The following is a 26,679-nucleotide window of genomic DNA, read 5'->3' on the forward strand; positions in this document are numbered from 1 at the left end:
GCCGGCTCCCCCATCCCCGGGGGGAGCCGGCGTCGTCGCGTTGCGGGGCCCTTCAGCTCTTCGGCCCTTCAGCCCGCGTGTCTGGGGCTCCTCAGCCCGCCGCGACCGTGACCGGCGCGAACCGGCGGGTCCAGTCTCCGGGCAGTTCGGTGATCCCGTACGACATCACCGAGTTGAAGGCGATGGACGCCAGGCCGCGCTCCTTCGCCCACGCGAGGAGCTCTTCGTGCCGCACGTCGATGTCGGTGCGCAGAGGGCGGTCGGTGTGGGCCGCGAGGGAGGCGATGAGTGCCTGGGCGACCGCCGTGTCGCGGGCGATGAGCGGGCCGACGACATGGGTGTCCATGTTGGGCCAGGCGGCCGCGTACCCGATGATCCGCCCGTTCTCCTCGGCCACGCGCAACTGGTCGGCGAAGGCGGGAAGTCGCGTGACGATGTGCGTGCGATCGGTCCCGAACGCCTGCTCGTCGAGCCGGAGGATGGCGGAGAGGTCCTCGGCGGTAGCGGCACGGGTGGCGACCTCGGGCTCCGGTCCGCCGGGAGTGAAGTGGCCGCGCACCATCTCCGCCCGCCCGGTGACCTTGAAGCCGAGTTCCTCGTAGAGGGGCCGGCCGTTCGGGGTCGCGTGCAGGGTGAGGGGCGTGGGGCCCATCGCCGAGACGACATGGCGCATCAGCCGGCGTCCCACGCCCTGTCGCGCATGCCCTTCGGCGACCAGGACCATGCCGATCGCCGCGAGGGCGGGGTGCTCGTGCGGTCCGTACTCGGTGACGACGCAGGCGCTCACAAGGCCGCCGTCGGGGTCGTCGATGCCGTAGCCCTTCCCCGCTGTGAGGAGGAAGCCCCACTTGTGCTCCTCCCGTGGCCACCCCCGGTCCTGAGACAAGTCGGCGCAGGCGGCGAGATCGCGGAGCGTCAGACGGCGGATGGGCAGAGAGGCAAGGGAAGGAGTCGGCACGCAGGTCAGGCTGTCCGACGGGGGCCCCTGGCGTCCACCTCTTTCCCCGGACCCATGCGAGCTTTTGGCCAGTTGTAGCCGTCTGCACAGAGAGGGGTCAGACACCGGACGTTTCACGTGAAACACGGGCGCGATGTCCAGTACTTGGCGGTACTGATGATTCGCGCGGTGCCCTCATTCGTGACGAGGGAAGGGGGGACTTGTGTGCACGGCGGTGGCCGGTAGGGTCGACTCCGGTTCGCATTCGGGGCGGGTGACCTGTTCCGTGCGGGCCGAGCGCAGGGCAATGCAGCCTAATGGGACGGAGAGATCGAAGACCCGCGTTTTCGGTTACGCGACTGAGCCGTCCAGACGAGTGGGAAGCTCGGGTGAGAGCACTGCGGGCAATGTCACACTCTTGCCTACTTGTCCGTACGGAGCCGAAATACGGGTTGAATGTGGCCGCATTGGCCACGACATGGATGGGAACGCAGACCGTCCACGGGGGAAAGCAGGCACCTTCCGAGAGGGAAGTGCGCAGACCGACCGAAAGATGCTCGAGGCGAGGCACACCATGGACGCTCCGACCACCACGTCGGCCGACAACGGCACTTCCGGCGGCGGAGGCGGCTGGTTCACGCCCCGCAAGAAGCCGACGACGACGCCGGACAGCGAAGCCGGTACGCCAGAGGCGCGTCGCCCGGCCGCGATACGCCCCGTGGGCAGGCCAGCGGCCGGTCCGGAGACTCCCGCCGACGGCACGGCGGTGCCGCCCGCTCCGACGACCGGCAGCGCGGGCACCGGTGGGCCGGAGCAGCGGCGTGAGCCCCCGGAAGCGATATCCACGCCCGCCCCCATGGCGGCCCAGCACGCCTCGTCTCCCGCGGCCGCAGGCGTCGCCGCGGCCTCGTCGGCAGGCCCCGCGCCCACGACGCTCACACCGGCGCCCTTCGCCTCCACCGCTCCCTCCGCAACCGGCCCCGACGAGCCGCGGGTTCCCGTCCAGCCGCCCGCCCCCGTGTCGGCGCCGGGCCAAGCCGCCTCCGCCCCGGCCGGGGCAGCGTCCCCGGACGCCATCCTCATCCGCCGCGCCATGGCCGAGGTCGCACCCGTGGCCGAGAAGGTCACGTCGTACTTCTACGCCCTGCTCTTCGTCCGCCATCCGGACCTGCGGCCGCTGTTCCCGGCCGCGATGGACACCCAGCGGGACCGGCTGCTCAAGGCGCTGCTCACGGCCGCCGAGCACATCGACAACACCGAGGTCCTCGTCGACTACCTGCAGAACCTCGGCCGGGGCCACCGGAAGTACGGAACGCGGCCCGAGCACTACCCGGCCGTCGGCGAATGCCTCATCGGCGCGCTCAGCAAGTACGCCGCCGGAGTCTGGAACGAGGAGATGGAGGCGGCCTGGATCCGGACGTACACCACCATCTCGCAGGTCATGATCGACGCGGCGGCCACGGACGAACTGCGTGCCCCGGCCTGGTGGTACGCCGAGGTCGTCACGCACGACCTCAGAACTCCGGACGTCGCGGTCATCACGGTCCGCCCCGACCAGCCGTACCCCTTCCTCGCCGGGCAGTACACGAGCGTGGAGACGCCCTGGTGGCCCCGGATCTGGCGGCACTACTCCTTCGCCTCGGCGCCCCGCTCCGACGGCCTGCTGTCCTTCCACGTCAAGGCCGTCCCGGCGGGCTGGGTCTCCAACGCCCTGGTGCACCGCGCTCGCCCCGGCGACATCATCCGGCTCGGCCCGCCCGCCGGCGCCATGACCATCGACCACACCACGGACAGCGGCCTGCTCTGCGTGGGCGGCGGCACGGGCATCGCGCCCATCAAGGCACTGGTCGAAGACGTCGCCGAGCACGGGGACCGCCGGTCGGTCGAGGTCTTCTACGGGGCCCGCACCGATCACGACCTGTACGACATCGACACCATGCTCCGCCTCCAGCAGAGCCATCCCTGGCTCGCGGTCCGCGCGATCATCGACCAGCAGGCGCACCAGCAGCTGCCGGACGCGATCCGCGCCTACGGACCCTGGGACGAGTTCGACGCGTATCTCTCGGGCCCGCCCGGGATGATCCGCAGCGGTGTGCACGCCCTGAGGGACGTCGGTATCCCGTCGGACCGCATTCGGCACGACTCCGTGGAGGAACTGGTCGCGGCCGGGCCCTGACCCGCTGCCCGTGTCAGCCCAGGTCGGGGGAGTGCATGGCCCGTACGCCCTCGATGTTGCCGTCCAGGTAGTGCCGCAGCGCCAGCGGCACCAGATGGACGGAGGCGATCCCGACGCGGGTGAAGGGCACGCGCACGATCTCGTACTCGCCGACGGGTTCGTCCACCTCGGGGCCGTGGCGGAGGGACGGGTCCATGGACTCCAGGTGGCAGACGAAGAAGTGCTGCACCTTCACACCGGTCGCGCCGCCGTCCTCCCCGATGTGCTCCACGGTGTCCACGAAGCAGGGCACCACGTCGGTGATCTTGGCGCCGAGCTCCTCGTACACCTCTCGGTGCAGGGCGTCGACGACGGTCGAGTCATCGGGCTCGACCCCGCCGCCGGGAGTCAGCCAGTAGGGATCCATGCCCGGCTTGGTGCGCTTGATCAAGATCAGGTCGTCACCGTCCAGCAGAATGGCACGGGCGGTGCGCTTGACCACGGGTCGGACGGTCATGTGTGAAATGTGGCCCGGCTGGTTCCACGTGAAACATCGCGAACCGTCACCGGCCGAGCCCTCAGAGTGAGACACGGTCCCGGGCGCCTCAGCACCAGTCGGTCGAGGCACGCTGCAACCACTCGTGGGCACGCGCTATATGGGGCATCGCGAGCGTCCCGGTGCGGACCACCAGGAAGTATGTCCGCAGCGGCGGCACCGCCGGCTCGTGCAGGGCGACGACGTCACCCCGCTCCAGCGCGGCCGCGCACAGATAGCGCGGAAGCACCGCCAGGCCCGCCCCGGCGACCGCACACGCCAGGACCGCGCGCAGGTCGGGAACGATGACCGTGCCCGGGGCGGCGGGGCGCGAGTCGAAGACGGAGGCCCAGTAGCGGGAGACGAAGGGCAGGGACTCGTGCACCTCCACCACGGGCACCTGCTCCAGGGACGGTTCCGGCTTGCGGTCCGGCTGCCCGGCGCCGATCTGTTCGGCCCAGCGCGGGGCCGCGACCAGGACGTGCTCCTCGTCGCAGAGCGCAGTCGCCGTGAGCAGGGCGCCCCTGGGCTGGGCCGTGCTGATGGCCAGATCGTGATGCCCGGCGGACAGTCCTTCCAGCGTTTCCTCGGCATTCCCGAAGGAAGCGCGCAGGGCGAAGCCCTGACCGTCCTCGCCGATCAGCTCCGTGAGCGCGGGCAGGGCTCGTTCGGCGGTGAACTCCGGAGGTCCGGCGAGGTGCAGCGTCCGTAAGGAGGAGTCGTCGTCGAGGCCGGTCTCCGTTATCTCCACCAGGGCGTCGAGATGCGGTGCGGCCTTGTGGGCGAGTTCGTCGCCGATGCTCGTCGGGGTCACGCCGCGGGCCTGCCGCAGGAACAGGGGGCGGCCCAGCTGCCGTTCCAGTGTCCGTATCTGCGAGGTGACGGCGGGCTGGGAGAGGCCGAGCAGAGCGGCTGCGCGGGTGAACGAGCCGGCCCGGTGCACGGTCACGAAGGTCCGCAGCAAGGCCAGATCCACCGCACGCTCTCCCCTCTTCGGCCCCGCTCCCGGCCTTCCGGCCGCGCTCAACTATAAATAAGTCGATAGGTCTCTGTCGCTACTGTGATTGGACACTGACAGAGAGTCAACTAGCCTTGGTCGCGCGGTTCTTGCGCGCGGAACCGGAGGACGGTCCGAGCCACGAGGGGGGAGGCTCGGACCGTCCGTGGGGGATGGTCAGGCCGTCGACGTGTCCAGCGCGCGCAGCACGTCCGCCACCAGGTCCTGCGGATCCTCGGCGCCGACCGACAGGCGGATGAAGCCCTCCGGGACCGCGTCGCCGCCCCAGCGGCCGCGTCGTTCGGCCGTGGACCGTACTCCCCCGAAGCTCGTCGCGTCGTCCACGAGCCGCAGCGCGTCGAGGAAACGGTCGGCCCGCTCGCGCGTGGGCAGGGTGAACGACACCACGCACCCGTAGCGCCGCATCTGCTGAGCCGCGATCTTGTGCGCGGGGTCGTCGGGGAGCCCGGGATAGCGCAGTCCGGTCACCTCGGGACGCTCGCGCAGCGCTTCGGCGACCGCCAGGGCGGTCGTGCTCTGCCGGTCGACCCGCAGCTGCAGCGTCGCGATCGAACGGTGCGCGAGCCAGGCCTCCATGGGCCCGGGAATCGCTCCGACGATCTTGCGCCAGCGGCGTACCGCGGCCATGGCCTCGGCGTCACGGCCGACGACATAGCCCAGGAGGACGTCGCCGTGCCCCGTGAGTTGCTTGGTGCCGCTGGCCACCGCGAAGTCGGCGCCGAGCTCCAGCGGACGCTGGCCGAGCGGTGTCGCGAGGGTGTTGTCGACGGCCACCAGGGCACCACGCGCGTGTGCCGCCTCGGCGAGCCGCCTGATGTCGCACACGTCGAGCCCGGGGTTCGACGGCGTCTCGATCCACAGCAGCTTCGCGCCGTCCAGGACGTCGAGCTGGGCGTCGCCCCGGGTCGGCGCGGTGCGCACCTCGACGCCGTAGGTCTCCAGCTGGGCGCGGACCAGGGTCAGTGCTTGATAGCCGTCGTCGGGCAGGACGCACACATCGCCGGCGCGCAGCTGGGAGAAGAGCACCGCCGAGGTCGCGGCCATGCCCGACGCGAAGACGAGCGTCTCGGCATCGTCCCGGCCGGGCGCCTCCAGCTCGCCGACGGCGCGCTCCAGCAGGGTCCAGGTCGGGTTCTCGTCACGGCCGTAGGTGTACGGGCCGGTCGGGTCGCCCGGCAGATGGAAGTGGGCGGCGAACACCGGTCCGGGCAGCGTGGGCTCGTACTTGACCGCCTCGGGCAGCCCGGCCCGCACCGCCCGCGTGCCGTCACCGGCATCGGCGGCGACCAGGGCCGCCTCGCCCGACGCCCGGGCCGTCCCGCCCGTCGATCCGCCCTGGTCACCCGTCGCGGATTCACTCATGCCACTCGTCCTTCCACGTCCGCACGCACTGCGGCAAGCAGACCGGTGCTCGCCGCCTCCACCATCTCAAGGCACTCCTCGAAACCGTCCGTGCCCCCGTAGTAGGGGTCCGGTACGTCGAGGTCGTCGCCGGCGGCGGGGTCGTACGAGCGGAGCAGCCGCACCTTCCGCGCGTCCTCTTCCGTGGGCGCGAGGCGGCGCAGGGCGCGGAGGTGGCCGGAGTCGAGGGCGATGACCAGGTCGAGGCGGGAGAACCACGACGGCTGGAACTGCCGGGCCGCGTGGCCGGTGTCGTAGCCGTTCTCCTCCAGGACGGCCACCGTGCGCGGGTCGGCGTCGTCGCCCTCGTGCCAGCCGCCCGTGCCGGCGCTGTCGACCTCGACCAGGCCGTCGAGTCCGGCCTCCGCCACGCGGGCCCGGAAGACGACCTCGGCCATCGGGGAACGGCAGATGTTGCCCGTGCAGACGAAGCAGACTCGGTAGGTCATACGCGCTCAGTCCCCGTCGGGCAGGACGACGTTCAGGGCCCAGGAGACGACAGAGATGATCAGGCCGCCCAGGACGGCCGTCCAGAAGCCGTCCACCTGGAAGCTCAGGTCGAACTGGTCGGCAAGCCACGAGGTGAGCAGCAGCATCAGCGCGTTGACGACCAGGGTGAACAGGCCGAGCGTCAGAATCAGCAGCGGGAGGCTGAGCAGCTTGACGAGCGGCTTGACCAGGAAGTTCACCAGGCCGAAGATCAGCGCGACGATTATCAGGGTGCCGATCTTCTTGCCCGTGCTGTCACCGGTCAGGGTGATCTTGTCGAGCAGCCATACGGCGACCGCCAGGGCACCGGCGTTGGCGATCGTCTTGACTACGAAATTCTTCATGTGTCTGATCGTGGCAGACCTGATCGGGCACGGGCACTAGAGGCAGGGGCGGACTCGGCGATGAAGGCATTCCGGCTGGATGAACTGGAGGCGGAGCGCGCCGCCAACGAGGGCGCCTACCTGCAGTTTCTGCGGGCGCAGAACATGTCGGTCGGTCTGTACGCCCTGGACGCGGGCGAGCAGGATCCACAGAAGCCGCACAATCAGGACGAGGTCTACTTCGTTGTGAGCGGCCGTGCCGCGATCACCGTCGGCCTGGAGACGACCCAGGTGGCACGCGGCAGCGTGGTCTACGTGCCGGCGGGCGTCGCCCACAAGTTCCACCACATCACCGAGGACCTCAGGGTGCTGGTGGTGTTCTCTCCGCCCGAGAGCTGACGCATCGCCTCGGGGTTCCCTAGGGGTTCGGTCAGGGGAGGACAAGGGGTGCGAAGCCCCCGCCCGACCCCCTCCCGGACCTAGCATCGAGTGCAGAACATCAGGAGACCGACAGGACCCGGCACTCGAACGGGTGGAGAGATGAGGACGAGGGCGATGCGAGAGATCTTCACGGGACTGCCGTGGTGGGTGAAGTGGATCGCGGTGCCGGTCATCGCCCTGGTCGTGTTCGGCGGGCTGATCGCCAGTGTGGTCGGGTTCGTCATCGGACTGCTCTTCAAGGTGCTGGTCTTCGTGGCGCTGGTCGGCGGACTGATCTACGTCGTACGGAAGTTCACGTCGAGCTCCTCGTCGCGCAGCGACTGGTGAGACCGGTGGGAAACCGGTGGGGGTAGCGGGGAACACTGGGAATCACCCGTTCCCTCGGGCGGGGGAAGTTTCCCGGCCGGGCCGTCTGCGTGCGGTGGCAGGCGAATAGAGTCCGGCTCGACGCGGGGACATCCCCGCGAGCGGCATACACCCCCACCCGTGTTCCTCCGCACGGGTCGGCCCCTCGCGCTTCGGGAGTGACCCTTGGCCCCGGCTGACACCGCACCGGCCCACCTGCGCAGCGTTCCCGCGCAACCGCGCTCGGCGGCACCCTCCGCATCACCGCCCCCCACCACACCGCCCCCTCCCGCAGGGCCCCCGCCTCCGGCGACCCTCATCGGATCCGTGCAGCGCGCCATGCGCCTGCTGGAAACCGTCGCCGGGCACGTCTACGGCGCCCCCGCCAAGCAACTGGCCCGCGAGACCGGGCTGGCGCTTCCCACGACCTACCACCTGCTGCGCACCCTCGTGCACGAGGGCTATCTGCGCCGGGACAAGGGCCTGTTCTTCCTCGGCGAGGCCGCCGAGCGGCTGAGCAGCAGCGGGGCGCGGCAGAAACGTCGCAGCACGGTGGTCGACACGCTCGCGCAGTGGCGAGACCTGCTCGGCGTCCCCGTCTACTACGCGGCGTACCGCGAGGGTGAGATCGAGGTCATGTGCGTCTCCCAGACCCCGGGCACCCCGGCGGTCGAGGAGTGGGCCGACTTCCGGGAGACCGGGCACGCGCACGCCATCGGGCAGTGCCTGCTGTCCCAGCTGGACGGGGAGGCCCGCCGCGACCACCTCGACCGCTACCCGGTGCAGCCCCTCACGCCGTACACGGTGCGGGACAACCACAGCCTGCTGCGGCGTCTGGAGCGGATGCGGCGGATGGAACCCGTGACCGAACGTCAGGAGTACGCCCTGGGCGCGGTCTGCGCTGCCGTTCCGCTCACTCTGGGCACCACGGCCGCGACGATGGCCATCTCCCTGCCCGCCCACCAGGAGGACCGGCTGCTGCCCGCGGCCCGGCAGTTGCAGAGCGAGATCGGGCGGCGACTCGGGACGTTGGCGCTCTCTATCAGTATGTGAAAACTCACTCCTTGTGATCTGCTGTGTACGTTCAGCAAGATTCCATCAAGTGTCAGAGGTTCGTTCCCGGCCAGTCACGGCGAATGACGGGGTTAGCGATGCGCGAGTCCGTACAAGCAGAGGTCATGATGAGCTTCCTCGTGTCCGAGGAGCTCTCCTTCCGCATTCCGGTGGAGCTGCGCTATGAGACCGGTGATCCCTATGCCGTCCGGCTGACGTTCCACCTGCCCGGTGACGCCCCGGTGACGTGGGCTTTCGGCCGGGAGTTGCTGATCGACGGCGTCGGACGGCCGTGCGGCGAGGGCGATGTGCGGGTCACTCCCGTCGAACCGGACACGCTGGGCGAGGTGCTGATCCGCCTTCAGGTGGGCAGCGACCAGGCGTTGTTCCGGTCCTCCACGGCACCGCTCGTCGCCTTCCTCGACCGTACCGACAAGCTGGTGCCGCTGGGCCAGGAAGGCTCGCTCGCCGACTTCGACGCCCACCTCGACGAGGCGCTGGACCGCATCCTGGCGGAACAGGGCGCCGGGTGAGACACCCCTCGGGCGGCACGGTGGAGTAACGCTTCACCGGATGCCGCCGGGCCGTGCGGGAGTGCTTCGGCGTTGTGGCGCTGGGACGTCTGGCTCAGAGACGTCAGCGCTTACGCCGCCGGCCCCTCCCTGCGCGTGCCGGGGCCGGGACCGCCGAGGCTTCCACGGCGCGCTCCTCCCCGGTGCGGTCGGCCGAGACCACGAGCGCGGCCAGAACGGTGGTGACCGGCACCGAGGCGACCAGTCCGATCGAACCGACCAGCGTGCGCACGATCTCCTCCGCGACCAGCTCGCTGTTGGCGACCGTCCCCACACCGCTCTGCGCGATGGAGAACAGCAGCAGCAGCGGCAGGGCGGCACCCGCGTAGGCGAGGACGAGCGTGTTGACGACCGAGGCGATGTGGTCGCGGCCGATCCGGATGCCCGCGCGGTAGAGCCCGCGCCAGCCCATCGACGGATTGGCCTCGTGCAGCTCCCAGACCGCCGAGGTCTGTGTGACCGTCACATCGTCGAGCACACCGAGCGAACCGATGATGATGCCGGCGAGCAGCAGACCGCTCATGTCGATCGTCGGATAGAGACCGTGGATCAGGCCGGTGTTGTCGTCGGTGTTGCCGGTGAGTGCGGCCCAGCTGTTGAACAGCGAGCCGAGAACGCCGATCAGCAGCAGGGAGATGAGGGTGCCGAGCACCGCCACGGAGGTCCGTGCGGACAGTCCGTGACACATGTACAGGGCGATGAGCATGATGGCACTCGCGCCCACCACCGCCACGACCAGCGGGTTCGAGCCCTGCAGGATCGCGGGCAGGATGAAGAAGGTCAGCACCAGGAAGCTGATGGTCAGTGCGACGAGGGCCATGACCCCTCGCAGCCGCCCGACGACCACGACGGCGAGTGCGAAGATGCCGGCCAGCAGGGCCAGGGGCAGACGGCGGTTGATGTCGGTGACCGAGTACTGCAGGTCCTTCGGCGCGGAGGGCTCGTAGGCGACCACGACCTTCTGGCCATCGTGCAACTGGCGGGACTGGTCCGGCTGGATGATCTCGGTGAAGGTGCGGCCCTTGTCCTTGCCGCTGTCGACCCGGATCGTCGCCCGCTTGCAGGTGCCCTTCTCCTGTTGCTGCGCGGAGGAGCCCTCGGCGGTGGAGGTGTCGCCGGTGGGCGGGACCCCTGAGGCGCCGGCCTCCTTGCAGCTGATCTCCACGACCTTGGTGACCGAGGCTTGTTCGGTCTGCCGGTCGAAGCCGACGCCGGTGCGCTCGTGCCCCGGGGCGCCGCCCGGCCACAGCACGACGAGACCGACCAGCACGGCCGCGCCGAACGGGATCAGGATCGCCGCGATGATCTTGCGCAGATGCATGGAGACGGGCGCGGCCGGACCGTGACTGTGCGAGTGCCCGTGTCCGCCGCCTGGCGCGGGACCGGGACCGGGGCCGTGTCCGTGGCCGTCGCCTCCGCCGGTTCCGGAACCGTGCCCGTGGCCGCCTCCGGGGCCCGGACCCTGCCCGTCGCCGGGACCGGCTCCATACCCACCGGCTGAGCCGCCAGCATGGCCGTTGCCCGGCCCGTATCCCCCGGCAGAGCCTGAACCACGCTCACCGCCGACCTCGGCGCCGGGCCCGTAACCCGCCCCGGGCCCATACCCGGCCCCGGGGACGAAATCGTGGCCGTCTCCCCGGCCGTTGCCGTTTCCGGCGCCGGATCCGCGAGGCGGCTCGGGCGGTGGGTAAGGGGGACGCTGCGTCGTGGTCACCGACCGATCATCGCAAGAACGAGGGGGGCCCTCTGTTCACCGCGCCAGAATTGCCGCTAGCGTGGAGGCACCTTTTGTACACGCGGGAGCTCGGAGCACCGGGCTGAGAGGGCGCTGACCTCCGTCCCAGCGATGTTTCACATGAAACATCACCGAAGTCGAGTGATGTTTCACACGGAACGTCGGCAGACGGAAGCCGCTGCGTCGACCGCCGAACCTGTTACCGGGTAATGCCGGCGTAGGGAGTAGGTCTCATGACCGACAAGGACGCACGCACGCCTGCCTCCGTTCAGGACGCACAGTCCCAGGAGGCCGGGAAGTCCATCGGCTGGCACAAGGCGTACGTCGAGGGCACCCGCCCCGACCTGCGCGTGCCGGTTCGTCAGGTGCATCTCACCAATGGCCAGGCGGTCACGCTGTACGACACGTCGGGCCCGTACACCGATCCACTCGTCGACACCGACGTCCGCAGGGGCCTGCCGCCCTTGCGCGAGAACTGGATCATCAGCCGCGGTGACACCGAGGAGTACGCGGGCCGTCCCGTCCGTCCCGAGGACGACGGCATCAAGCACACCTCGCCCCGCGGCGGCCTCCGCAACCTCGACGCCGTCTTCCCCGGCCGCCCGCGCCAGCCGCGTCGCAGCCGGGACGGCCAGGCGGTCACGCAGCTCGCGTACGCCCGTCGGGGCGAGATCACGCCCGAGATGGAGTACGTGGCCATCCGGGAGAACGTCGCGCCCGAGGTGGTCCGCGACGAGATCGCCGCGGGCCGGGCCGTGTTGCCGGCCAACGTCAACCACCCGGAGATCGAGCCGATGATCATCGGCAAGAGGTTCCTGGTGAAGGTCAACGCCAACATCGGCAACTCGGCCGTGACGTCCTCCATCGAGGAGGAGGTCGAGAAGATGACTTGGGCGACCCGCTGGGGCGCCGACACGGTCATGGACCTCTCCACCGGCCGCAACATCCACACCACGCGTGAGTGGGTGCTGCGCAACTCCCCCGTTCCCATCGGCACCGTGCCGCTCTACCAGGCCCTGGAGAAGGTCGACGGCCGCGCCGAGGATCTGACCTGGGAGGTCTACAAGGACACGGTCATCGAACAGGCCGAGCAGGGCGTGGACTACATGACGGTCCACGCGGGGGTGCGCCTGGCCTATGTGCCGCTGACGGCCAACCGCAAGACGGGCATCGTCTCCCGCGGCGGCTCGATCATGGCCGCCTGGTGCCTCGCGCACCACCGGGAGTCGTTCCTTTACGAGAACTTCGAGGAGCTCTGCGAGATCCTCGCCGCGTACGACGTCACGTACTCGCTCGGCGACGGCCTGCGGCCCGGGTCCATCGCGGACGCCAACGACGAGGCGCAGTTCGCGGAACTGCGCACCCTCGGGGAACTCAACCGGATCGCCAAGCGTTTCAACGTACAGACCATGATCGAAGGCCCGGGCCATGTCCCGATGCACAAGATCAAGGAGAACATCGACCTTCAGCAGGAGATCTGCGATGAAGCTCCGTTCTATACGCTCGGCCCGCTGACCACGGACGTCGCGCCGGCGTACGACCACATCACCTCCGGCATCGGTGCCGCGATGATCGCCTGGTGGGGCACGGCCATGCTGTGCTACGTCACACCCAAGGAGCACTTGGGCCTGCCGAACCGTGACGACGTCAAGACCGGCGTCATCACCTACAAGATCGCCGCCCACGCTGCCGACGTCGCCAAGGGACACCCGGGCGCCCAGGAATGGGACGACGCGCTGTCCGACGCCCGCTTCGAGTTCCGGTGGGAGGACCAGTTCAACCTCGCCCTCGACCCGGACACGGCACGGGAGTTCCACGACGAGACCCTGCCGGCCGAGCCCGCCAAGACGGCTCACTTCTGCTCGATGTGCGGTCCCAAGTTCTGCAGCATGAAGATCTCGCAGGACATCCGCCGTGAACACGGCGGCACACGGACCGAGATCGAGGAGGGCATGGCTCAGAAGTCGAAGGAGTTCGCGGCGAGCGGGAACCGGGTGTATCTGCCGATCGCGGACTGATCCGGACGTACAGAGGCCGCAAGGCCGGACGCACACAGGCCGCGAGGGGCCGAGGACTGGGGGCCGGGGGCTGGGGACACATGGTTCCTGGCTCCTGGCCCTCGGCCCCGGCCTCTGGTCCCCTGGCCCCGGCCTCTGGTCCCTCGGCCTGAGGGGTCCGGCTACTCCGGCTGGTGTTCCGGTCCTCCGTAGTCCGGGCTGCTGTAGTCCGGGCTGCTGTAGCTCGGCCGCGAGCCGCGATGGCCTTCGTCCGGGCTGGTGAAACCCGGGCGGTCGTAGCCGAGATGCGGGATGCGGCTGATCGGCGTGGACGAGGAGGTGTGGTGCAGCGCGGCGGTCGTGTCCGGGCTGACGAGTGCCTCGCGCAGGAACGGCAGGATGCCCCGCTCCAGCAGGGCCTCGTGCCAGGCGTCCCTGGCCAGGGCCACCTCCCCCTGCAGTTCGCCGTGCGGACCGCCTTCGGCCGTCGGCTTGTTGCGCAGGGCGGTGAGCAGCAGTCCCACCGCGGCGACGAGGATCGCCACCGCGGTCACGGCGCCGAACACCCAGCCCGTGGTGAGCATGGTCCGGGCGAACGCCTGCTGAGGGTCGAGCATCTGCAGGATGTAGCCGACGAGCAGGAAGATCGCGGCGGCGGTTCCGGCCAGGACGGGAGCGAGGACGGCGACCACGGCGACGGCACCCGCGCCGGCGGTCTCCGCGACCTCTCCCATGGCGGCGGCCAGCCCCGCCGGGCCCGTGCCCGACTCGGAAGAGCCGGACTCGCGCACGGCCGGCGTGCTGGACGACGCCGGCTGGCGCAGTTCCTCACGGACCTTGACGTAGTGCTGGTATTCGGTCGACGCGGCCGCCGTGATGAGTGCGGTGGCGTTCAGCGCCATGGTGCGCAGTTGTTCCGAGTTCAGCCGCTGTCCGACAGCGGTCAGTTCCGGACGGTGTGGGGCGGAGCGCAGCACCTCGTCGAGGATCCGCTCGTATTCCTGGCGGTCCTCGCTCAGCAGGTGCTGCGGAACGCTGTTCATGTGCATCCCCCGATGCTCCGTAGGGCTTGGGGCTCGGCATGCTGACGAGCCGTCGGGCAGAAACGGAGGGGAGCCTGCTACGGATAAGCCGATGGTAGAGCCGTGGAGGTAGGCGGTGACAGGGGGTTTACCGAAATTGGCCCTTCACCCGTCCGGTCCCATGACGGGAAACGCCTGCCCGGTGAACGTTCACGTATCCAGCGGCAGTTGCTGGACCAGCAGCTTTCCGGCCATGGTCACGCCGCCGTCCATCGCGATGGCGAGTCCGTCGGCGTAGACGTGCGGACCCTCGATCACCGGGTCGCCGCTGTCCTCGTCCTCCTCGGAGCCGACCTCGCCCAGCAGATACGGAATCGGGCTGTGCCCGTGAACGATGCGGGTGCCCCCGTACGTATCGAGCAGGGAGCGCACGGCGTCCGCGCCGCCCTCGTCGCGGAAGGAGAACCGCTTGGTGAACTTGCGGAACAGGTCCCAGACCTCGTCCGCGTCGTTGCGCGTGATCGTCTCGCGGACGGTGTCGTTGACCTCTTCGATGGAGCGGCCGTAGTCGAGGTAGGCGGTGGTGTCGGAGTGGACGAGCAGATGGCCGTCGACCTCCTCGACGGCGTCAAGCCGGGACATCCACTGCAGGTGGTGGTCCTGAAGGCGGTCCATGTCGGTCTTCTGGCCGCCGTTGAGCAGCCAGGCCGCCTGGAAGGTGGCGGTGCCCGCGCCGGAGTTGACGGGGGTGTCGCCGAACCGCTTGGCGCCGAGCAGCAGCAGCTCGTGGTTGCCCATGAGCGCCTTGCAGTAGCCGCCGGCCGCCGCGGCCTCCGCGGACAGCCGCATCACCAGGTCGATGACGCCGATGCCGTCCGGGCCGCGGTCGGTGAAGTCGCCGAGGAACCACAGCCGCGCGGTGCCCGCGCACCAGCGGCCTTCGGTGTCGAGGAGGCCCTTCTCCTGCAGAGCGGCCACCAGCTGGTCGAGATAGCCGTGTACGTCGCCCACGACGTACAGCGGGCCCTGTCCGGTGTTCGGGGGCGGGGCCGCGGCGGTTTCCGGGTCGACGGTCACCTGGACAGTGTCACCCCGGTTGACCACGGGGAGGTCGCGCTGGGTCGGCGTGTATCCCTCGGGATAGGTCTCCTCGGGCGGCGGAGCGACCTCGCCGGGGCTCGCGCTCTGGACGTACGGACCGGTCTCGTGGACGTACGCGGGCACCCGGAAGTCGCGCAACGTCGCCGTGCGCTCCACCTCGGGTCCCTGACCGGCCCCCTGAGTCATCGACCCCTCCACCATCAAGCCGCATCTGCACCGCAGCGGACTGCCTGGTCGTAGCGGCCCGCCGGTGTCGTGGGCCCATCATAGGAATGCGGATCGCGCCATGTGATGACCCAGGGGTGGTGAATCAGAGCAAGAGTCCAGTTCACCGCGGCTTTCGCCCCGATTGGGCCGGGCTTTGACCACCGTGTGACCGTCCTCGCTTTCCTTCTCTTCGCGAGAACGATCCCTTCTCTCCGGGGGACCGGCCCTGTTTCTCCTCAGGGGCGGGACTTTTCTCCGGACCGGGTCCGAGGTACCGGACCCGGGGATTCCCTGGGACCGGAACTACGCCCCTTCGGGGGATCGCGGCGGGCTGACCGTCGTGCGCGGCGGGCGTCGCTGGGACGAGGTGCGCACGATCAGCTCCGTCGGTATCACCTGCTCCACCGGGCGGTCGGATTCCACTCCCTCGATCGCGTCGATGAGGAGTTGCACCACCGCCGTGCCGATGCGGCGCGGCTTCAGGGAGAGCGTGGTGACGGGGGGCTCGGTGTTGGCGTACACGGTGGACTCGCTGCAGCAGACCAGCAGCAGGTCCTCCGGTACGCGCAGGCCGTAGCGGCGGGCGGCGGCGAGCAGGTCGGTGCCGTTCGGGTCGAACAGCCCGTAGACCGCGTCGGGCCGGTCGGGGCGGGCGAGGAGCCGGTCGGCGGCGACGGCGCCCGCGCACGGATCGTGCGCCGGATAGGCCTCGTACACCGGATCCTGGCCGACGCGCTCGCACCAGCGCAGGTAGGCGGTGGTCGACAGGTGGGTGTAGGTGTCCGTCGTCGTGCCGGTCAGCAGGCCGATGCGGCGGGCGCCGGCGTCGGCCAGGTGGTCGAGGATGCCGAGGACGGCGGCCTCGTGGTCGTTGTCGACCCAGGCCGTGACCGGCAGGGAGCCGGCCGGGCGGCCGTCGGAGACGACCGGCAGACCCTGCCGGACGAGTTCGCTGACGACCGGGTCCTGGTCGGAGGGGTCGATGACGACCGTGCCGTCCAGGGCGACGTTCGACCACACGTCGTGGCGGGAGGTCGCGGGCAGGATGACGAGGGCGTAGCCGCGGGCGAGCGCGGCGGAGGTGGCGGCCCGGGCCATCTCGGCGAAGTACGCGAACTCCGTGAAGGTGAAAGGTTCATCCCCGTACGTCGTCACGGTCAGGCCGATGAGTCCCGACTTGCCGGTACGGAGTGTCCGGGCGGCGGCCGAGGGCCGGTAGCCCAGCCGGTCGGCCACCTCACGGACATGGCGCCGGGTGGCGTCCGGGAGCCTGCCCTTGCCGTTGAGGGCGTCGGAGACGGTCGTGATGGAGACTCCGGCGGCGGCGGCCACGTCTCTGATACCCGCCCGACCCGGCCGACTGCCTCGACGTGAGGTTTCCGCGCGGCTCACCTGGTGCTTCCCTGCTGCTGTCATGGCGAGCCGATAGTAGGGCTCATGCGGTGGGGTAGTGCGGACGCATATGCAGACGTTGACAGGTACGTTTCTGCATGATCATTTACCCCCAATTACCTAGGAAACCAAGGGAGTTAAGCGCTCTCATGCCAGTACGTGGCTTGTCGGCCCGCACGAGCCTGCCAAGGGGGCGAGGTTGCGAAGAGGTCTCAACTCACCTGCACGGGGGATGCGCGCCACGGCGTACACCACCGGCGCGTAGATATATGTAGGGCGCGCCCCCGGATTCGTACGCCTTCGTGCGGCGATGCCCCTGATGCCGGTGGGACGCGGGAGTCCGGCGTTCACCGCTCCGCCGCGGGTGTACGCAGCGGCGCCGAATCCTCATAAGGTGAGGAGTATTGGATGTCGGCGGCGGTCATGGGCCGCCGGTCTTCGCGAGGAGGACTGCGGTGAGCGAGACGAGCCCCAAGCTGCGCGGCGAGCTGGAGGGAATCCCCACCTACAAGCCGGGCAAGCCCGCTGCGGCAGGCGGGCCGGTGGCCTACAAGCTGTCCTCCAACGAGAACCCGTACCCGCCGCTGCCGGGCGTGATGGAGACCGTGACGGCGGCGGCCGGCAACTTCAACCGCTACCCGGACATGGCCTGTACGGCGCTGATGAACGAGCTGTCCGAGCGGTTCGGCGTTCCCCTCACCCACCTGGCCACCGGCACCGGGTCGGTCGGTGTCGCCCAGCAGCTGATCCAGGCCACCTCCGGCCCCGGCGACGAGGTGATCTACGCCTGGCGGTCCTTCGAGGCGTACCCGATCATCACGCAGATCAGCGGCGCGACCTCGGTCCAGGTGCCGCTGACCGCCGGTGACGTCCACGACCTCGACGCGATGGCCGACGCGATCACCGACCGGACCCGGCTGATCTTCGTCTGCAACCCCAACAACCCGACCGGCACGGTGGTGCGGCGGGCGGAGCTGGAGCGCTTCCTCGACCGGGTGCCGGGCGACGTGCTGGTGGTGCTCGACGAGGCCTACCGCGAGTTCATCCGTGACCCCGAGGTGCCGGACGGTGTCGAGCTCTACCGCGACCGGCCCAATGTCTGCGTCCTGCGGACCTTCTCCAAGGCGTACGGCCTGGCCGGTCTGCGTGTCGGGTTCGCCATCGCCCACGAGCCGGTGGCCGCTGCGCTGCGCAAGACCGCGGTGCCGTTCGGGGTGAGCCAGCTCGCACAGGAGGCGGCGATCGCCTCGATGCGTGCCGAGGACGAACTGTTCGGTCGGGTCGGTTCGCTGGTGTGTGAGCGCACGCGCGTGGTCGACGGGCTGCGCGCCCAGGGCTGGACGGTGCCCGAGACCCAGGCCAACTTCGTGTGGCTGCGGCTGGGGGAGCGCACGGTCGCTTTCGCGCAGGCGTGTGAGCAGGCGGGCGTGGTGGTCCGGCCGTTCCCGGGTGAGGGTGTGCGGGTCACGGTCGGGGAGACCGAGGCGAACGACATCTTCCTGAAGGTGGCGGAAGGGTTCCGCAAGGAGCTGTAGTGCTCCGTGAGCCAGGCCTTGAGCCAGGCGGCTCTACGACCTGCCGGGCGGCCGTTTCACGTGAAACGGCCGCCCGTGGTGAGATGCGGAGCGGGCCAGGAGGGTCCCCTCTGGGGCCGCCGGGAGGGGCCCCCTTTGGGTCTCGAAAGTCCGTGCTGCATAATGGCTTGTGAATGTGAACGCTTTCACAAGCGTATGTAAGGAGCGGCGACGTGGACCTGGCTTTGGCGCCGGAGACCCTGGCGCGATGGCAGTTCGGCATCACCACCGTCTATCACTTTCTGTTCGTCCCCCTGACGATCTCGCTGGCCGCCCTCACGGCCGGACTGCAGACCGCCTGGGTGCGGACGGAGAAGGAGAAGTACCTCCGGGCGACGAAGTTCTGGGGCAAGCTCTTCCTGATCAACATCGCGATGGGCGTGGTCACCGGCATCGTGCAGGAGTTCCAGTTCGGCATGAACTGGTCCGACTACTCGCGCTTCGTCGGTGACGTCTTCGGCGCGCCACTCGCCTTCGAGGCACTGATCGCCTTCTTCTTCGAGTCCACCTTCATCGGCCTGTGGATCTTCGGCTGGGACAAGCTGCCCAAGAAGATCCACCTGGCCTGCATATGGATGGTCTCGATCGGCACGATCCTGTCGGCGTACTTCATCCTCGCGGCCAACTCCTGGATGCAGCACCCGGTCGGCTACCGGATCAACGAGGCGAAGGGGCGCGCCGAGCTCACCGACTTCTGGCTGGTGCTGACCCAGAACACCGCGCTCGCCCAGGTCTTCCACACGCTCACCGCGGCCTTCCTGACCGGCGGCGCCTTCATGGTCGGCATCGCCGCCTTCCACCTGGTCCGCAAGAAGCACGTGCCGGTGATGAAGACTTCGCTGCGGCTGGGCCTGGTCACCGTCGTCATCGGCGGCATGCTCACCGCGATCAGCGGCGATGTCCTCGGCAAGATCATGTACGAGCAGCAGCCGATGAAGATGGCCGCGGCCGAGGCGCTGTGGGACGGCGAGAAGCCCGCGCCCTTCTCGATCTTCGCCGTCGGCGACGTCGACAAGGGGCACAACAAGGTCGCCATCGAGATCCCCGGCCTGCTGTCCTTCCTCGCCAAGGACGACTTCACCTCGTACGTCCCCGGCATCAACGACGTCAACAAGGCCGAGCAGGAGAAGTACGGCCCCGGCGATTACCGGCCCAACATCCCGGTCGCCTACTGGGGCTTCCGCTGGATGATCGGCTTCGGCATGACGTCGTTCGCCATCGGCCTGGCCGGGCTGTGGCTGACCCGGAAGAAGTTCCTGCTGCCACAGCACCTGAGGGTGGGCGAGGCCGAGGTGCCGCATCTCGTGCTCCTGCCGAAGAAGGCGCTCGGCCCGACCCTCACCAAGTGGTACTGGCGCATGGCGATCCTCACCCTGGGGTTCCCGCTGATCGCCAGCTCCTGGGGCTGGATCTTCACCGAGATGGGCCGCCAGCCGTGGGTCGTCTACGGCCTGTTCCAGACGCGTGACGCGGTCTCCCCCGGTGTCTCCCAGGCCGAGGTCATCACCTCGATGGTCGTCTTCACCACGCTGTACGCGATCCTCGCCGTCGTCGAGGTCAAGCTGCTGGTCAAGTACGTCAAGGCGGGCCCGCCCGAGCTCACCGAGGCCGACCTCAACCCGCCCACGAAGATCGGCGGCGACTCCCGAGACGCCGACAAGCCGATGGCCTTCTCGTACTAGGCCGAGGGAGCTGCACAGTCATGGAACTGCACGACGTCTGGTTCGTCCTGATCGCCGTCCTGTGGACCGGCTACTTCTTCCTGGAGGGCTTCGACTTCGGAGTCGGCGTGCTCACGAAGCTGCTCGCCCGCAACCGGCCCGAGAAGCGGGTGCTGATCAACACGATCGGGCCCGTCTGGGACGGCAACGAGGTCTGGCTGCTCTCGGCGGGCGGTGCCACCTTCGCCGCCTTCCCCGAGTGGTACGCGACGCTCTTCTCCGGCTTCTATCTGCCCCTGCTGCTCATCCTGGTCTGCCTGATCGTCCGGGGTGTGGCCTTCGAGTACCGCGTCAAGCGGCCCGAGGAGAGCTGGCAGCGCAACTGGGAGACGGCGATCTTCTGGACCTCGCTGCTCCCCGCGTTCCTGTGGGGTGTCGCCTTCGGCAACATCGTGCGGGGCGTGAAGATCGACCAGGACTTCAACTACGCCGGCGGCGTCCTGGATCTGCTCAACCCGTACGCGCTGCTGGGCGGGCTGCTCACACTGGCGCTGTTCACCTTCCACGGGACGGTGTTCGTCGGTCTCAAGACCGTCGGGGAGATCCGGGAGCGGGCACGGACGCTGGCGCTGCGCGTCGGGCTGGTCACCGCCCTGCTGGCCCTCGCCTTCCTGCTGTGGACGCAGGCCGACCACGGCGACACGGCGTCGCTCGTCGCGGTCGTCGTGGCCGTCGCGTCCCTCCTCGTCGCGCTGGTCGCGGCACGGGCCGGGCGTGAGGGCTGGGCGTTCGCCCTGTCGGGGCTCACCATTGTGGCCACGGTGACGATGCTCTTCCTGACGCTGTTCCCGAACGTCATGCCGTCGACGCTTAACCCGGAGTGGAGCCTGACGGTCACCAACGCCTCGTCCAGCCCGTACACACTGAAGATCATGACCTGGTGTGCCGGGATCGCCACCCCGATCGTCCTGCTCTACCAGGGCTGGACGTACTGGGTGTTCCGCAAGCGGATCGGTACGCAGCACATCGCCGACCCCGCGCACTGAGGTGTGTTTCACGTGAAACCGATCGATCCGCGTCTGCTCCGGTACGCCCGTGCCACCCGGGTCTTCCTGGGGGCGGTCGTCGCCCTGGGGGCCGTCGGGGCGGGGTTGGTCATCGCGCAGGCGATGCTCATCGCCGAGGTGGTGGTCGGCGCCTTCCAGCACCGCATGCCGGTGTCGGAACTCGGCACTCCCCTGCTCCTGCTGGCTGCCGTCGCGGCCGGCCGGGCGCTGGTCGGCTGGCTCACCGAACTCGCCGCGCACCGGGCGAGCGCGGCGGTGAAGTCCGAACTGCGGGGGCGGCTGCTGGAGCGCTCCGTGCGGCTCGGTCCCGGGTGGCTGAGCGGGCAGCGGACCGGTTCGCTGGTCGCCCTGGCCACCCGGGGCGTCGACGCCCTCGACGACTACTTCTCGCGGTATCTGCCGCAGCTGGGTCTCGCGGTGGTCGTGCCGGTGGCGGTGCTGGCGCGGATCGTCACCGAGGACTGGGTCTCCGCGGCCATCATCGTGGGCACCCTGCCGCTCATCCCGGTCTTCATGGTCCTGATCGGCTGGGCCACCCAGTCCCGGATGGACCGTCAGTGGCGGCTGCTGTCCCGGCTGTCCGGGCACTTCCTGGACGTCGTCGCGGGGCTGCCGACGCTGAAGGTCTTCGGCCGTGCCAAGGCGCAGGCCGAGTCGATCCGGCGGATCACCGGCGAGTACCGGCAGGCGACCATGCGGACGCTGCGGATCGCCTTCATCTCCTCCTTCGCGCTGGAGCTGCTCGCGACGATCTCGGTGGCGCTGGTCGCCGTGACGATCGGCATGCGGCTGGTGCACGGCGAGATGGACCTGTACATCGGCCTGGTCATCCTGATCCTGGCTCCGGAGGCGTATCTGCCGTTGCGGCAGGTCGGGGCGCAGTACCACGCGGCGGCGGAGGGGCTCGCCGCGGCCGAGGAGATCTTCGAGGTCATGGAGACGCCCGTTCCGACGCCCGGGTCCGAGGCCGTGCCCGCGGGTGCGCTGGCGTTCGAGGGCGTGACGGTCCGGTACCCGGGGCGCTCGGCGGACGCCGTGTCGGACGTCTCCTTCACCGTCGAGCCCGGGGAGACGGTCGCGCTCGTCGGGCCGAGCGGGGCGGGAAAGTCGACGCTGCTCAGTGCGCTGCTGGGCTTCGTGCGGCCGGCCGAGGGGCGGGTGCGGGCCGGGGGAGTCGACCTGGCTGATGCCGACCTGGAGCAGTGGCGCTCCCGGATCGCGTGGGTGCCGCAGCGGCCGCATCTGTACGCCGGGACGATCGCCGAGAACGTACGGCTGGCGCGGCCCGAGGCCGATGACGACGCCGTACGGCGGGCGCTGCGGGACGCCGGGGCGCTGGAGTTCGTGGACGCCCTGCCCCAGGGCGCGGAGACCGTGCTCGGGGAGGACGGGGCCGGGTTGTCGGCCGGGCAGCGGCAGCGGCTCGCGCTGGCCCGGGCGTTCCTCGCGGACCGGCCGGTGCTGCTGCTCGACGAGCCGACGGCCGCGCTGGACGGGGCCACCGAGGCCGAGGTCGTGGCCGCGGTACGGCGGCTGGCGGCCGGGCGGACGGTGCTGCTGGTCGTGCACCGGCCGGCGTTGCTGGGGGTGGCGGACCGGGTGGTGCGCCTGGCCGAGCCCGAGACGGCCGCCGTGCCGGTCGCGCCGGCCTCGGTCCCCAAGCCGGGTTCCGTCGAGGGCGAGCTGCTCGTCCCGGCCGATCCGGCCGAGCCCACCGGGGAATCGGCCTCGGGCAACGTCCTCACACGCGTTCGCGCCATGTCCGGTGCCCGGCGCGGGCGGCTGGGACTCGCGCTGCTGCTCGGCAGTCTCGCGCTCGGGAGTGCCGTGGGGCTCATGGCCACCTCCGGGTGGCTGATCTCGCGGGCCTCGCAGCAGCCGCCCGTGCTCTATCTGATGATGGCCGTCACGGCGACGCGGGCCTTCGGGATCGGGCGGGCCGTGTTCCGGTATGCCGAGCGGCTGGTCTCGCACGACGCCGTGCTGCGGATGCTGGCGGACACCAGGGTCGCTGTGTTCCGCAGGCTGGAGCGGCTGGCGCCCGCCGGGCTGCGCCGGACCCGCCGGGGTGATCTGCTCTCCCGGCTCGTCGCGGACGTGGACGCGCTGCAGGACTACTGGCTGCGGTGGCTGCTGCCGGCCGGAGCGGCCGTCGTCGTGTCGGCCGCGTCCGTCGGCTTCACGGCGTGGCTGCTGCCGGAGGCCGGGGCCGTGCTCGCGGCCGGGCTGCTGGCGGCGGGCGTGGGCGTGCCGCTGATCACCGGTGCCGTGGCGCGGCGGGCCGAGCACCGGCTGGCCCCCGCCCGCGGCGTACTGGCGACACGGGTGGCCGATCTGCTCACCGGCACCGCGGAGCTGACCGTCGCCGGCGCCCTGCCCGCGCGGACCGCCCGGGCACGCGAGGCCGACGGGGCGCTCACCCGGATCGCCTCGCGCGCCGCCACCGCCACGGCCCTCGGCGACGGACTCACCGCGCTGATCTCCGGCCTGACCGTCACGACCGCCGCCCTGGTCGGCGCACAGGCGGTCGTGGCCGGGCGGCTGGACGGCGTGACCATGGCCGTGGTCGTCCTCACCCCGCTGGCCGCCTTCGAGGCCGTGCTCGGGCTGCCGCTGGCCGTGCAGTACCGGCAGCGGGTGCGCCGGAGCGCCGAGCGGGTGTACGAGGTGCTGGACGCCCCGGAGCCCGTGGGGGAGCCGGAGCGGCGCCGCCAGGCGCCCGCGTCGCCGTTCCCGGTCGCCGTCAAGGGGCTGACCGCGCGGTACGAGGGTCAGGACCGGGACGCGCTCGCCGGGCTCGACCTCACCCTCGAGGAGGGCCGTCGGGTCGCCGTGGTCGGACCGTCCGGCTCCGGCAAGACGACGCTGGCGCAGCTGCTGCTGCGGTTCCTGGACGCGCGGGCGGGTGCGTACACGCTGGCGGGCGTGGACGCGTACGCGCTGCACAGCGACGACGTACGCAAGCTCGTCGGGCTGTGCGCGCAGGACGCGCACCTCTTCGACAGCTCGCTGCGCGAGAACCTGCTGCTCGCCAAGAAGGACGCCACCGAGGACGAGCTGCGTGCCGCGCTCGGCCGGGCCCGGCTGCTGGACTGGGCCGAGGGTCTGCCCGACGGGCTCGACACGCTCGTCGGCGAGCACGGGGCGCGGCTGTCCGGAGGGCAGCGGCAGCGGCTGGCGCTGGCCCGCGCGCTGCTCGCCGACTTCCCCGTCCTGGTGCTCGACGAGCCCGCCGAGCACCTCGACCTGCCCACGGCGGACGCGCTCACCGCCGATCTGCTGGCCGCCACCGAGGGCCGTACGACCCTGCTCATCACACACCGGCTGGCGGGCCTGGAGGCGGTCGACGAGGTGCTCGTGCTGGATCAGGGACGGGTGGTGCAGCGCGGTTCGTACCCGGAGCTGGTGGCGGTGGACGGGCCGTTGCGGGAGATGGCGGAGCGGGAGGCGGCGTCGGAGGAACTGGCAGGAGCGCGGTAGGGGCGTCAACCCTGAAGCGTCGGCGCGCACTGATCCATTCGGAGCAGCCGGTCCCCCAGCCGTACGACGTGAACAGGACCGGGCCCGCGATGCTGGGCGAGGATCGCTGACATGCGCTCATATCGCCGCTATCGCCTGCTGGTTCCGGTCCTGCTGTGCGGGCTGGCGGTTCTCGCGGCCCGGCCGACGGCGGCGGACAAGGAGCCCGGGGGCGGCGAGGACACGGGCATCAGCGCCCAGGTGGCGCGGTTGTACGAGGACGCGGCGGTGGCGACGCAGCTGTACGAGGCCGGTCGCAAGGAGGCCGACGGGCAGCGGGCCAAGGCGCAGCGGGCGGAGGCTCTCCTGGACACGCAGCGGCGGCACATCGCGGGCCTGAACGAGGACCTGGGCCGGATCGCCCGTGCCCAGTACCGGAGCAGTGGTGGTCTGCCGGTGGCCGCGCAGATGATCCTCGCGAACAGCCCCGACGACCTGATGCGAGGTCAGCACGCCTTCTCGCAGACGAACCTCGCCGTGAACAACGCGATCTCCAAGAGCCGCCGGGCCGAGGCACGGCTCACCGCGGACGAGGCCAAGGCCGCCGCCGCGTGGGAGGCGCTGGAGAAGCGGAACGTCCAACTGGCCGATCTGAAGGCGGGCATCGAGCAGAAGCTCGAGGAGGCCCGCTCAAAGCTCCAGGGGCAGGCGGACGCCTCGGTCGCCGCCGGGGCGTGCCGTGGGGCCGTCCGGCTCGACCAGCCGGAGACCGGGTTCACGAGTGCGTGGGTCGCGCCCGTGGAGACGTACGAGCTGTCCGCGTCCTACGGCAGCGGCGGGGCGCGGTGGTCGAGCCGGCACACCGGGCAGGACTTCGCGGTGCCGATCGGCACGCCCGTACGCTCCGTGGGTACGGGCCGGGTGGTGAGGGTGTCCTGCGGCGGCCCCTTCGGCATCGAGATCGTGCTGAAGCACGCGGGCGGCTACTACACGCAGTACGCCCATCTCGCGTCCGTCGCGGTCGACCAGGGGGAGGAGGTCAGCCCCGGCCAGTGGATCGGCCAGTCGGGCACCACGGGCAACTCCACCGGACCGCATCTGCACTTCGAGACCCGGGTCACACCGGAGATGGGCTCGGCGGTGAACCCGGTGTCCTGGCTGGAGGCGCGCGGGGTGTCGCTCTGACGGAGCGGCTCGACCGCTTCCGAAACAGCGGGCGACAGCTACACCCGCTCGGCCACCAGCTGCTCGATCACGACCGCGACCCCGTCCTCGTTGTTCGCGACCGTCCGTCCCGAGGCCGCGGCGATCACGTCCGGGTGGGCGTTGCCCATCGCGTACGACCGGCCGGCCCAGGTCAGCATCTCGACGTCGTTCGGCATGTCGCCGAAGGCGACGACCTCCTCGTGCGAGATCCCGCGCTCGGCGCAGCACAGGGCGAGCGTGCTGGCCTTGGACACCCCCGGGCCGCTGATCTCCAGCAGGGCGCTGGGGCTGGAGCGGGTCACACTGGCGCGGTCGCCGATCGCGAGCCGGGCCAGGGTCAGGAAGGCGTCGGGGTCGATGTCCGGGTGGTAGGCCAGGATCTTCAGCACCGGCTCCCCGGCCGCCCGGTGGTCCGGGCCCAGCAGTTCCTCCGCCGGGGCGAGGCTGTCGGGGATCTCCATGTGCAGCTTCGGGTACGCCGGCTCCTGGTAGAAGCCGTAGGTCTGCTCCACCGCGTACACCGTGCCCGGAGCCGCCTCGCGCAGCAGCCCTACGGCGTCCAGCGCGTTCTCCCGCTCCAGCTCCCGGACCTTCACGAACTTGTGGGTGCCGGGGCCGCCGTGCAGGTCGACCACGGCGGCGCCGTTGCCGCAGATCGCCAGTCCGTGGCCGTGCACATGGTCGCTGACGACGTCCATCCAGCGGGCCGGGCGGCCGGTGACGAAGAAGACCTCGATGCCCGCCTCCTCGGCGGCGGCCAGCGCGGCCACCGTGCGGGGGGACACCGACTTGTCGTCGCGCAGCAGGGTGCCGTCGAGGTCGGTGGCGATCAGCCGCGGCGGGAGGGTCTCGGCCGCGGTATCGGGCTGTCGGGTCGCTGAGGTCACCGGGTCATTGTCCCGCAGATGCCCGCACGGTCGTGCGGGGCTCCGCACAGGTGAGTGGATGCCGCTCCCACCAGGGCTTTCCCGAGGCAGGAGCCCCGGAAG

General features: G+C 70.4%; 22 protein-coding genes and 1 riboswitch. Of the genes, 11 read left to right on the top strand and 11 right to left on the bottom strand.

Features of this window, described 5'->3' with window-relative positions:
- Positions 1 to 91: 91 nt before the first annotated feature.
- Entirely contained in the window at positions 92 to 958 is an 867-nt protein-coding gene (locus ACFT4A_RS27425) for a GNAT family N-acetyltransferase (protein WP_382834789.1), read from the bottom strand.
- Between the two features lie 553 nt (positions 959 to 1,511).
- On the opposite strand from ACFT4A_RS27425, the gene ACFT4A_RS27430 reads away from it, so the two are divergent.
- Positions 1,512 to 3,113, top strand: a complete 1,602-nt coding sequence (locus tag ACFT4A_RS27430) for a globin domain-containing protein (RefSeq protein ID WP_382834792.1) — start codon at positions 1,512 to 1,514, stop codon at positions 3,111 to 3,113.
- A 13-nt stretch (positions 3,114 to 3,126) separates the two neighbouring features.
- Here ACFT4A_RS27430 and ACFT4A_RS27435 read toward each other — a convergent pair whose 3' ends face one another.
- From ACFT4A_RS27435 to ACFT4A_RS27455, 5 genes are all read right to left on the bottom strand, one after another.
- A complete protein-coding gene (locus ACFT4A_RS27435; RefSeq protein ID WP_382834795.1) occupies positions 3,127 to 3,609 on the bottom strand; it encodes an NUDIX domain-containing protein in 483 nt (160 codons plus the stop codon).
- Positions 3,610 to 3,697: 88 nt separating this feature from the next.
- The gene (locus ACFT4A_RS27440; protein WP_184593822.1) at positions 3,698 to 4,603 is read right to left on the bottom strand and encodes a LysR family transcriptional regulator; all 906 of its coding nucleotides are present in this window, start codon (positions 4,601 to 4,603) and stop codon (positions 3,698 to 3,700) included.
- Positions 4,604 to 4,801: 198 nt separating this feature from the next.
- A complete protein-coding gene (locus ACFT4A_RS27445) occupies positions 4,802 to 6,007 on the bottom strand; it encodes a cystathionine gamma-lyase (RefSeq protein ID WP_382834798.1) in 1,206 nt (401 codons plus the stop codon).
- A complete protein-coding gene (locus ACFT4A_RS27450) occupies positions 6,004 to 6,495 on the bottom strand; it encodes a low molecular weight protein-tyrosine-phosphatase (RefSeq protein WP_382834801.1) in 492 nt (163 codons plus the stop codon). The genes ACFT4A_RS27445 and ACFT4A_RS27450 overlap by 4 nt, the downstream gene beginning before the upstream one ends.
- Positions 6,496 to 6,501: 6 nt before the next feature.
- Positions 6,502 to 6,879 carry a phage holin family protein gene (locus tag ACFT4A_RS27455; protein ID WP_189727216.1) on the bottom strand — a complete coding sequence of 126 codons (378 nt, stop codon included), beginning with the start codon at positions 6,877 to 6,879 and terminating at the stop codon, positions 6,502 to 6,504.
- A gap of 60 nt (positions 6,880 to 6,939) precedes the next feature.
- Here ACFT4A_RS27455 and ACFT4A_RS27460 point away from each other — a divergent pair, with 60 nt between their 5' ends.
- From ACFT4A_RS27460 to ACFT4A_RS27475, 4 genes are all read left to right on the top strand, one after another.
- Positions 6,940 to 7,257: a cupin domain-containing protein gene (locus ACFT4A_RS27460; RefSeq protein ID WP_184593813.1), complete on the top strand. Its 318-nt coding sequence runs from the start codon at positions 6,940 to 6,942 to the stop codon at positions 7,255 to 7,257.
- A 156-nt stretch (positions 7,258 to 7,413) separates the two neighbouring features.
- On the top strand, positions 7,414 to 7,626 hold the full coding sequence (locus ACFT4A_RS27465) for a DUF5326 family protein (protein WP_020271174.1): 213 nt from the start codon (positions 7,414 to 7,416) through the stop codon (positions 7,624 to 7,626).
- A gap of 345 nt (positions 7,627 to 7,971) precedes the next feature.
- Complete coding sequence (locus tag ACFT4A_RS27470; protein ID WP_382834804.1) at positions 7,972 to 8,697, top strand: IclR family transcriptional regulator; 726 nt, start codon at positions 7,972 to 7,974, stop codon at positions 8,695 to 8,697.
- Positions 8,698 to 8,795: 98 nt separating this feature from the next.
- Positions 8,796 to 9,230, top strand: coding sequence for an SsgA family sporulation/cell division regulator (locus ACFT4A_RS27475; protein WP_193479121.1), 435 nt, complete (start codon positions 8,796 to 8,798; stop codon positions 9,228 to 9,230).
- Between the two features lie 103 nt (positions 9,231 to 9,333).
- Here ACFT4A_RS27475 and ACFT4A_RS27480 read toward each other — a convergent pair whose 3' ends face one another.
- Positions 9,334 to 10,983 (bottom strand): YibE/F family protein, encoded by a 1,650-nt coding sequence (locus ACFT4A_RS27480; protein ID WP_382834806.1) that lies wholly within the window; start codon positions 10,981 to 10,983, stop codon positions 9,334 to 9,336.
- A 72-nt stretch (positions 10,984 to 11,055) separates the two neighbouring features.
- Positions 11,056 to 11,245: riboswitch (TPP riboswitch) on the top strand.
- Between ACFT4A_RS27480 and thiC the strand changes: the two genes are divergently transcribed.
- Positions 11,238 to 13,022: a phosphomethylpyrimidine synthase ThiC gene (thiC, locus tag ACFT4A_RS27485; RefSeq protein WP_382834809.1), complete on the top strand. Its 1,785-nt coding sequence runs from the start codon at positions 11,238 to 11,240 to the stop codon at positions 13,020 to 13,022. (Overlaps the previous riboswitch by 8 nt.)
- Before the next feature lie 161 nt (positions 13,023 to 13,183).
- Here the strand turns inward: thiC and ACFT4A_RS27490 are convergent, their stop codons facing one another.
- The 3 genes from ACFT4A_RS27490 to ACFT4A_RS27500 form a co-directional block, all read right to left on the bottom strand.
- On the bottom strand, positions 13,184 to 14,050 hold the full coding sequence (locus ACFT4A_RS27490; RefSeq protein WP_382834812.1) for a hypothetical protein: 867 nt from the start codon (positions 14,048 to 14,050) through the stop codon (positions 13,184 to 13,186).
- Positions 14,051 to 14,233: 183 nt separating this feature from the next.
- Positions 14,234 to 15,325, bottom strand: coding sequence for a metallophosphoesterase (locus tag ACFT4A_RS27495; protein ID WP_382834815.1), 1,092 nt, complete (start codon positions 15,323 to 15,325; stop codon positions 14,234 to 14,236).
- A gap of 309 nt (positions 15,326 to 15,634) precedes the next feature.
- The gene (locus ACFT4A_RS27500; protein ID WP_382834818.1) at positions 15,635 to 16,747 is read right to left on the bottom strand and encodes a LacI family DNA-binding transcriptional regulator; all 1,113 of its coding nucleotides are present in this window, start codon (positions 16,745 to 16,747) and stop codon (positions 15,635 to 15,637) included.
- 431 nt (positions 16,748 to 17,178) lie between these two features.
- Between ACFT4A_RS27500 and hisC the strand changes: the two genes are divergently transcribed.
- The 5 genes from hisC (at position 17,179) to ACFT4A_RS27525 (ending at position 25,669) form a co-directional block, all read left to right on the top strand.
- The gene (gene hisC / locus ACFT4A_RS27505; protein WP_382834821.1) at positions 17,179 to 18,258 is read left to right on the top strand and encodes a histidinol-phosphate transaminase; all 1,080 of its coding nucleotides are present in this window, start codon (positions 17,179 to 17,181) and stop codon (positions 18,256 to 18,258) included.
- Positions 18,259 to 18,470: 212 nt separating this feature from the next.
- Entirely contained in the window at positions 18,471 to 19,979 is a 1,509-nt protein-coding gene (locus ACFT4A_RS27510; RefSeq protein WP_382834824.1) for a cytochrome ubiquinol oxidase subunit I, read from the top strand.
- A gap of 20 nt (positions 19,980 to 19,999) precedes the next feature.
- Positions 20,000 to 21,004, top strand: coding sequence for a cytochrome d ubiquinol oxidase subunit II (gene cydB, locus ACFT4A_RS27515; RefSeq protein WP_382834827.1), 1,005 nt, complete (start codon positions 20,000 to 20,002; stop codon positions 21,002 to 21,004).
- A gap of 12 nt (positions 21,005 to 21,016) precedes the next feature.
- On the top strand, positions 21,017 to 24,505 hold the full coding sequence (cydD, locus tag ACFT4A_RS27520; protein WP_382834830.1) for a thiol reductant ABC exporter subunit CydD: 3,489 nt from the start codon (positions 21,017 to 21,019) through the stop codon (positions 24,503 to 24,505).
- A gap of 111 nt (positions 24,506 to 24,616) precedes the next feature.
- Positions 24,617 to 25,669 (top strand): M23 family metallopeptidase, encoded by a 1,053-nt coding sequence (locus ACFT4A_RS27525; protein WP_382834833.1) that lies wholly within the window; start codon positions 24,617 to 24,619, stop codon positions 25,667 to 25,669.
- Between the two features lie 38 nt (positions 25,670 to 25,707).
- Here the strand turns inward: ACFT4A_RS27525 and ACFT4A_RS27530 are convergent, their stop codons facing one another.
- Positions 25,708 to 26,577 carry a Cof-type HAD-IIB family hydrolase gene (locus ACFT4A_RS27530; RefSeq protein WP_382834836.1) on the bottom strand — a complete coding sequence of 290 codons (870 nt, stop codon included), beginning with the start codon at positions 26,575 to 26,577 and terminating at the stop codon, positions 25,708 to 25,710.
- Between the last annotated feature and the right edge of the window lie 102 nt (positions 26,578 to 26,679).

Source organism: Streptomyces sp. NPDC057099, from assembly GCF_042671245.1.
GTDB classification, from domain to species: Bacteria; Actinomycetota; Actinomycetes; order Streptomycetales; family Streptomycetaceae; genus Streptomyces; species Streptomyces purpurascens.

What these genes read in the sequence shown, in the direction of transcription:
- ACFT4A_RS27430 (WP_382834792.1), top strand. Translation starts at nt 1,512, where the DNA reads ATGGACGCTCCGACCACCACGTCGGCCGACAACGGCACTTCCGGCGGC.
- ACFT4A_RS27435 (WP_382834795.1), bottom strand. Translation starts at nt 3,609, where the DNA reads ATGACCGTCCGACCCGTGGTCAAGCGCACCGCCCGTGCCATTCTGCTG.
- ACFT4A_RS27445 (WP_382834798.1), bottom strand. Translation starts at nt 6,007, where the DNA reads ATGAGTGAATCCGCGACGGGTGACCAGGGCGGATCGACGGGCGGGACG.
- ACFT4A_RS27450 (WP_382834801.1), bottom strand. Translation starts at nt 6,495, where the DNA reads ATGACCTACCGAGTCTGCTTCGTCTGCACGGGCAACATCTGCCGTTCC.
- ACFT4A_RS27455 (WP_189727216.1), bottom strand. Translation starts at nt 6,879, where the DNA reads ATGAAGAATTTCGTAGTCAAGACGATCGCCAACGCCGGTGCCCTGGCG.
- ACFT4A_RS27460 (WP_184593813.1), top strand. Translation starts at nt 6,940, where the DNA reads ATGAAGGCATTCCGGCTGGATGAACTGGAGGCGGAGCGCGCCGCCAAC.
- ACFT4A_RS27465 (WP_020271174.1), top strand. Translation starts at nt 7,414, where the DNA reads ATGCGAGAGATCTTCACGGGACTGCCGTGGTGGGTGAAGTGGATCGCG.
- ACFT4A_RS27475 (WP_193479121.1), top strand. Translation starts at nt 8,796, where the DNA reads ATGCGCGAGTCCGTACAAGCAGAGGTCATGATGAGCTTCCTCGTGTCC.
- thiC (WP_382834809.1), top strand. Translation starts at nt 11,238, where the DNA reads ATGACCGACAAGGACGCACGCACGCCTGCCTCCGTTCAGGACGCACAG.
- ACFT4A_RS27490 (WP_382834812.1), bottom strand. Translation starts at nt 14,050, where the DNA reads ATGCACATGAACAGCGTTCCGCAGCACCTGCTGAGCGAGGACCGCCAG.
- ACFT4A_RS27495 (WP_382834815.1), bottom strand. Translation starts at nt 15,325, where the DNA reads ATGGTGGAGGGGTCGATGACTCAGGGGGCCGGTCAGGGACCCGAGGTG.
- ACFT4A_RS27500 (WP_382834818.1), bottom strand. Translation starts at nt 16,747, where the DNA reads ATGACAGCAGCAGGGAAGCACCAGGTGAGCCGCGCGGAAACCTCACGT.
- cydB (WP_382834827.1), top strand. Translation starts at nt 20,000, where the DNA reads ATGGAACTGCACGACGTCTGGTTCGTCCTGATCGCCGTCCTGTGGACC.
- ACFT4A_RS27525 (WP_382834833.1), top strand. Translation starts at nt 24,617, where the DNA reads ATGCGCTCATATCGCCGCTATCGCCTGCTGGTTCCGGTCCTGCTGTGC.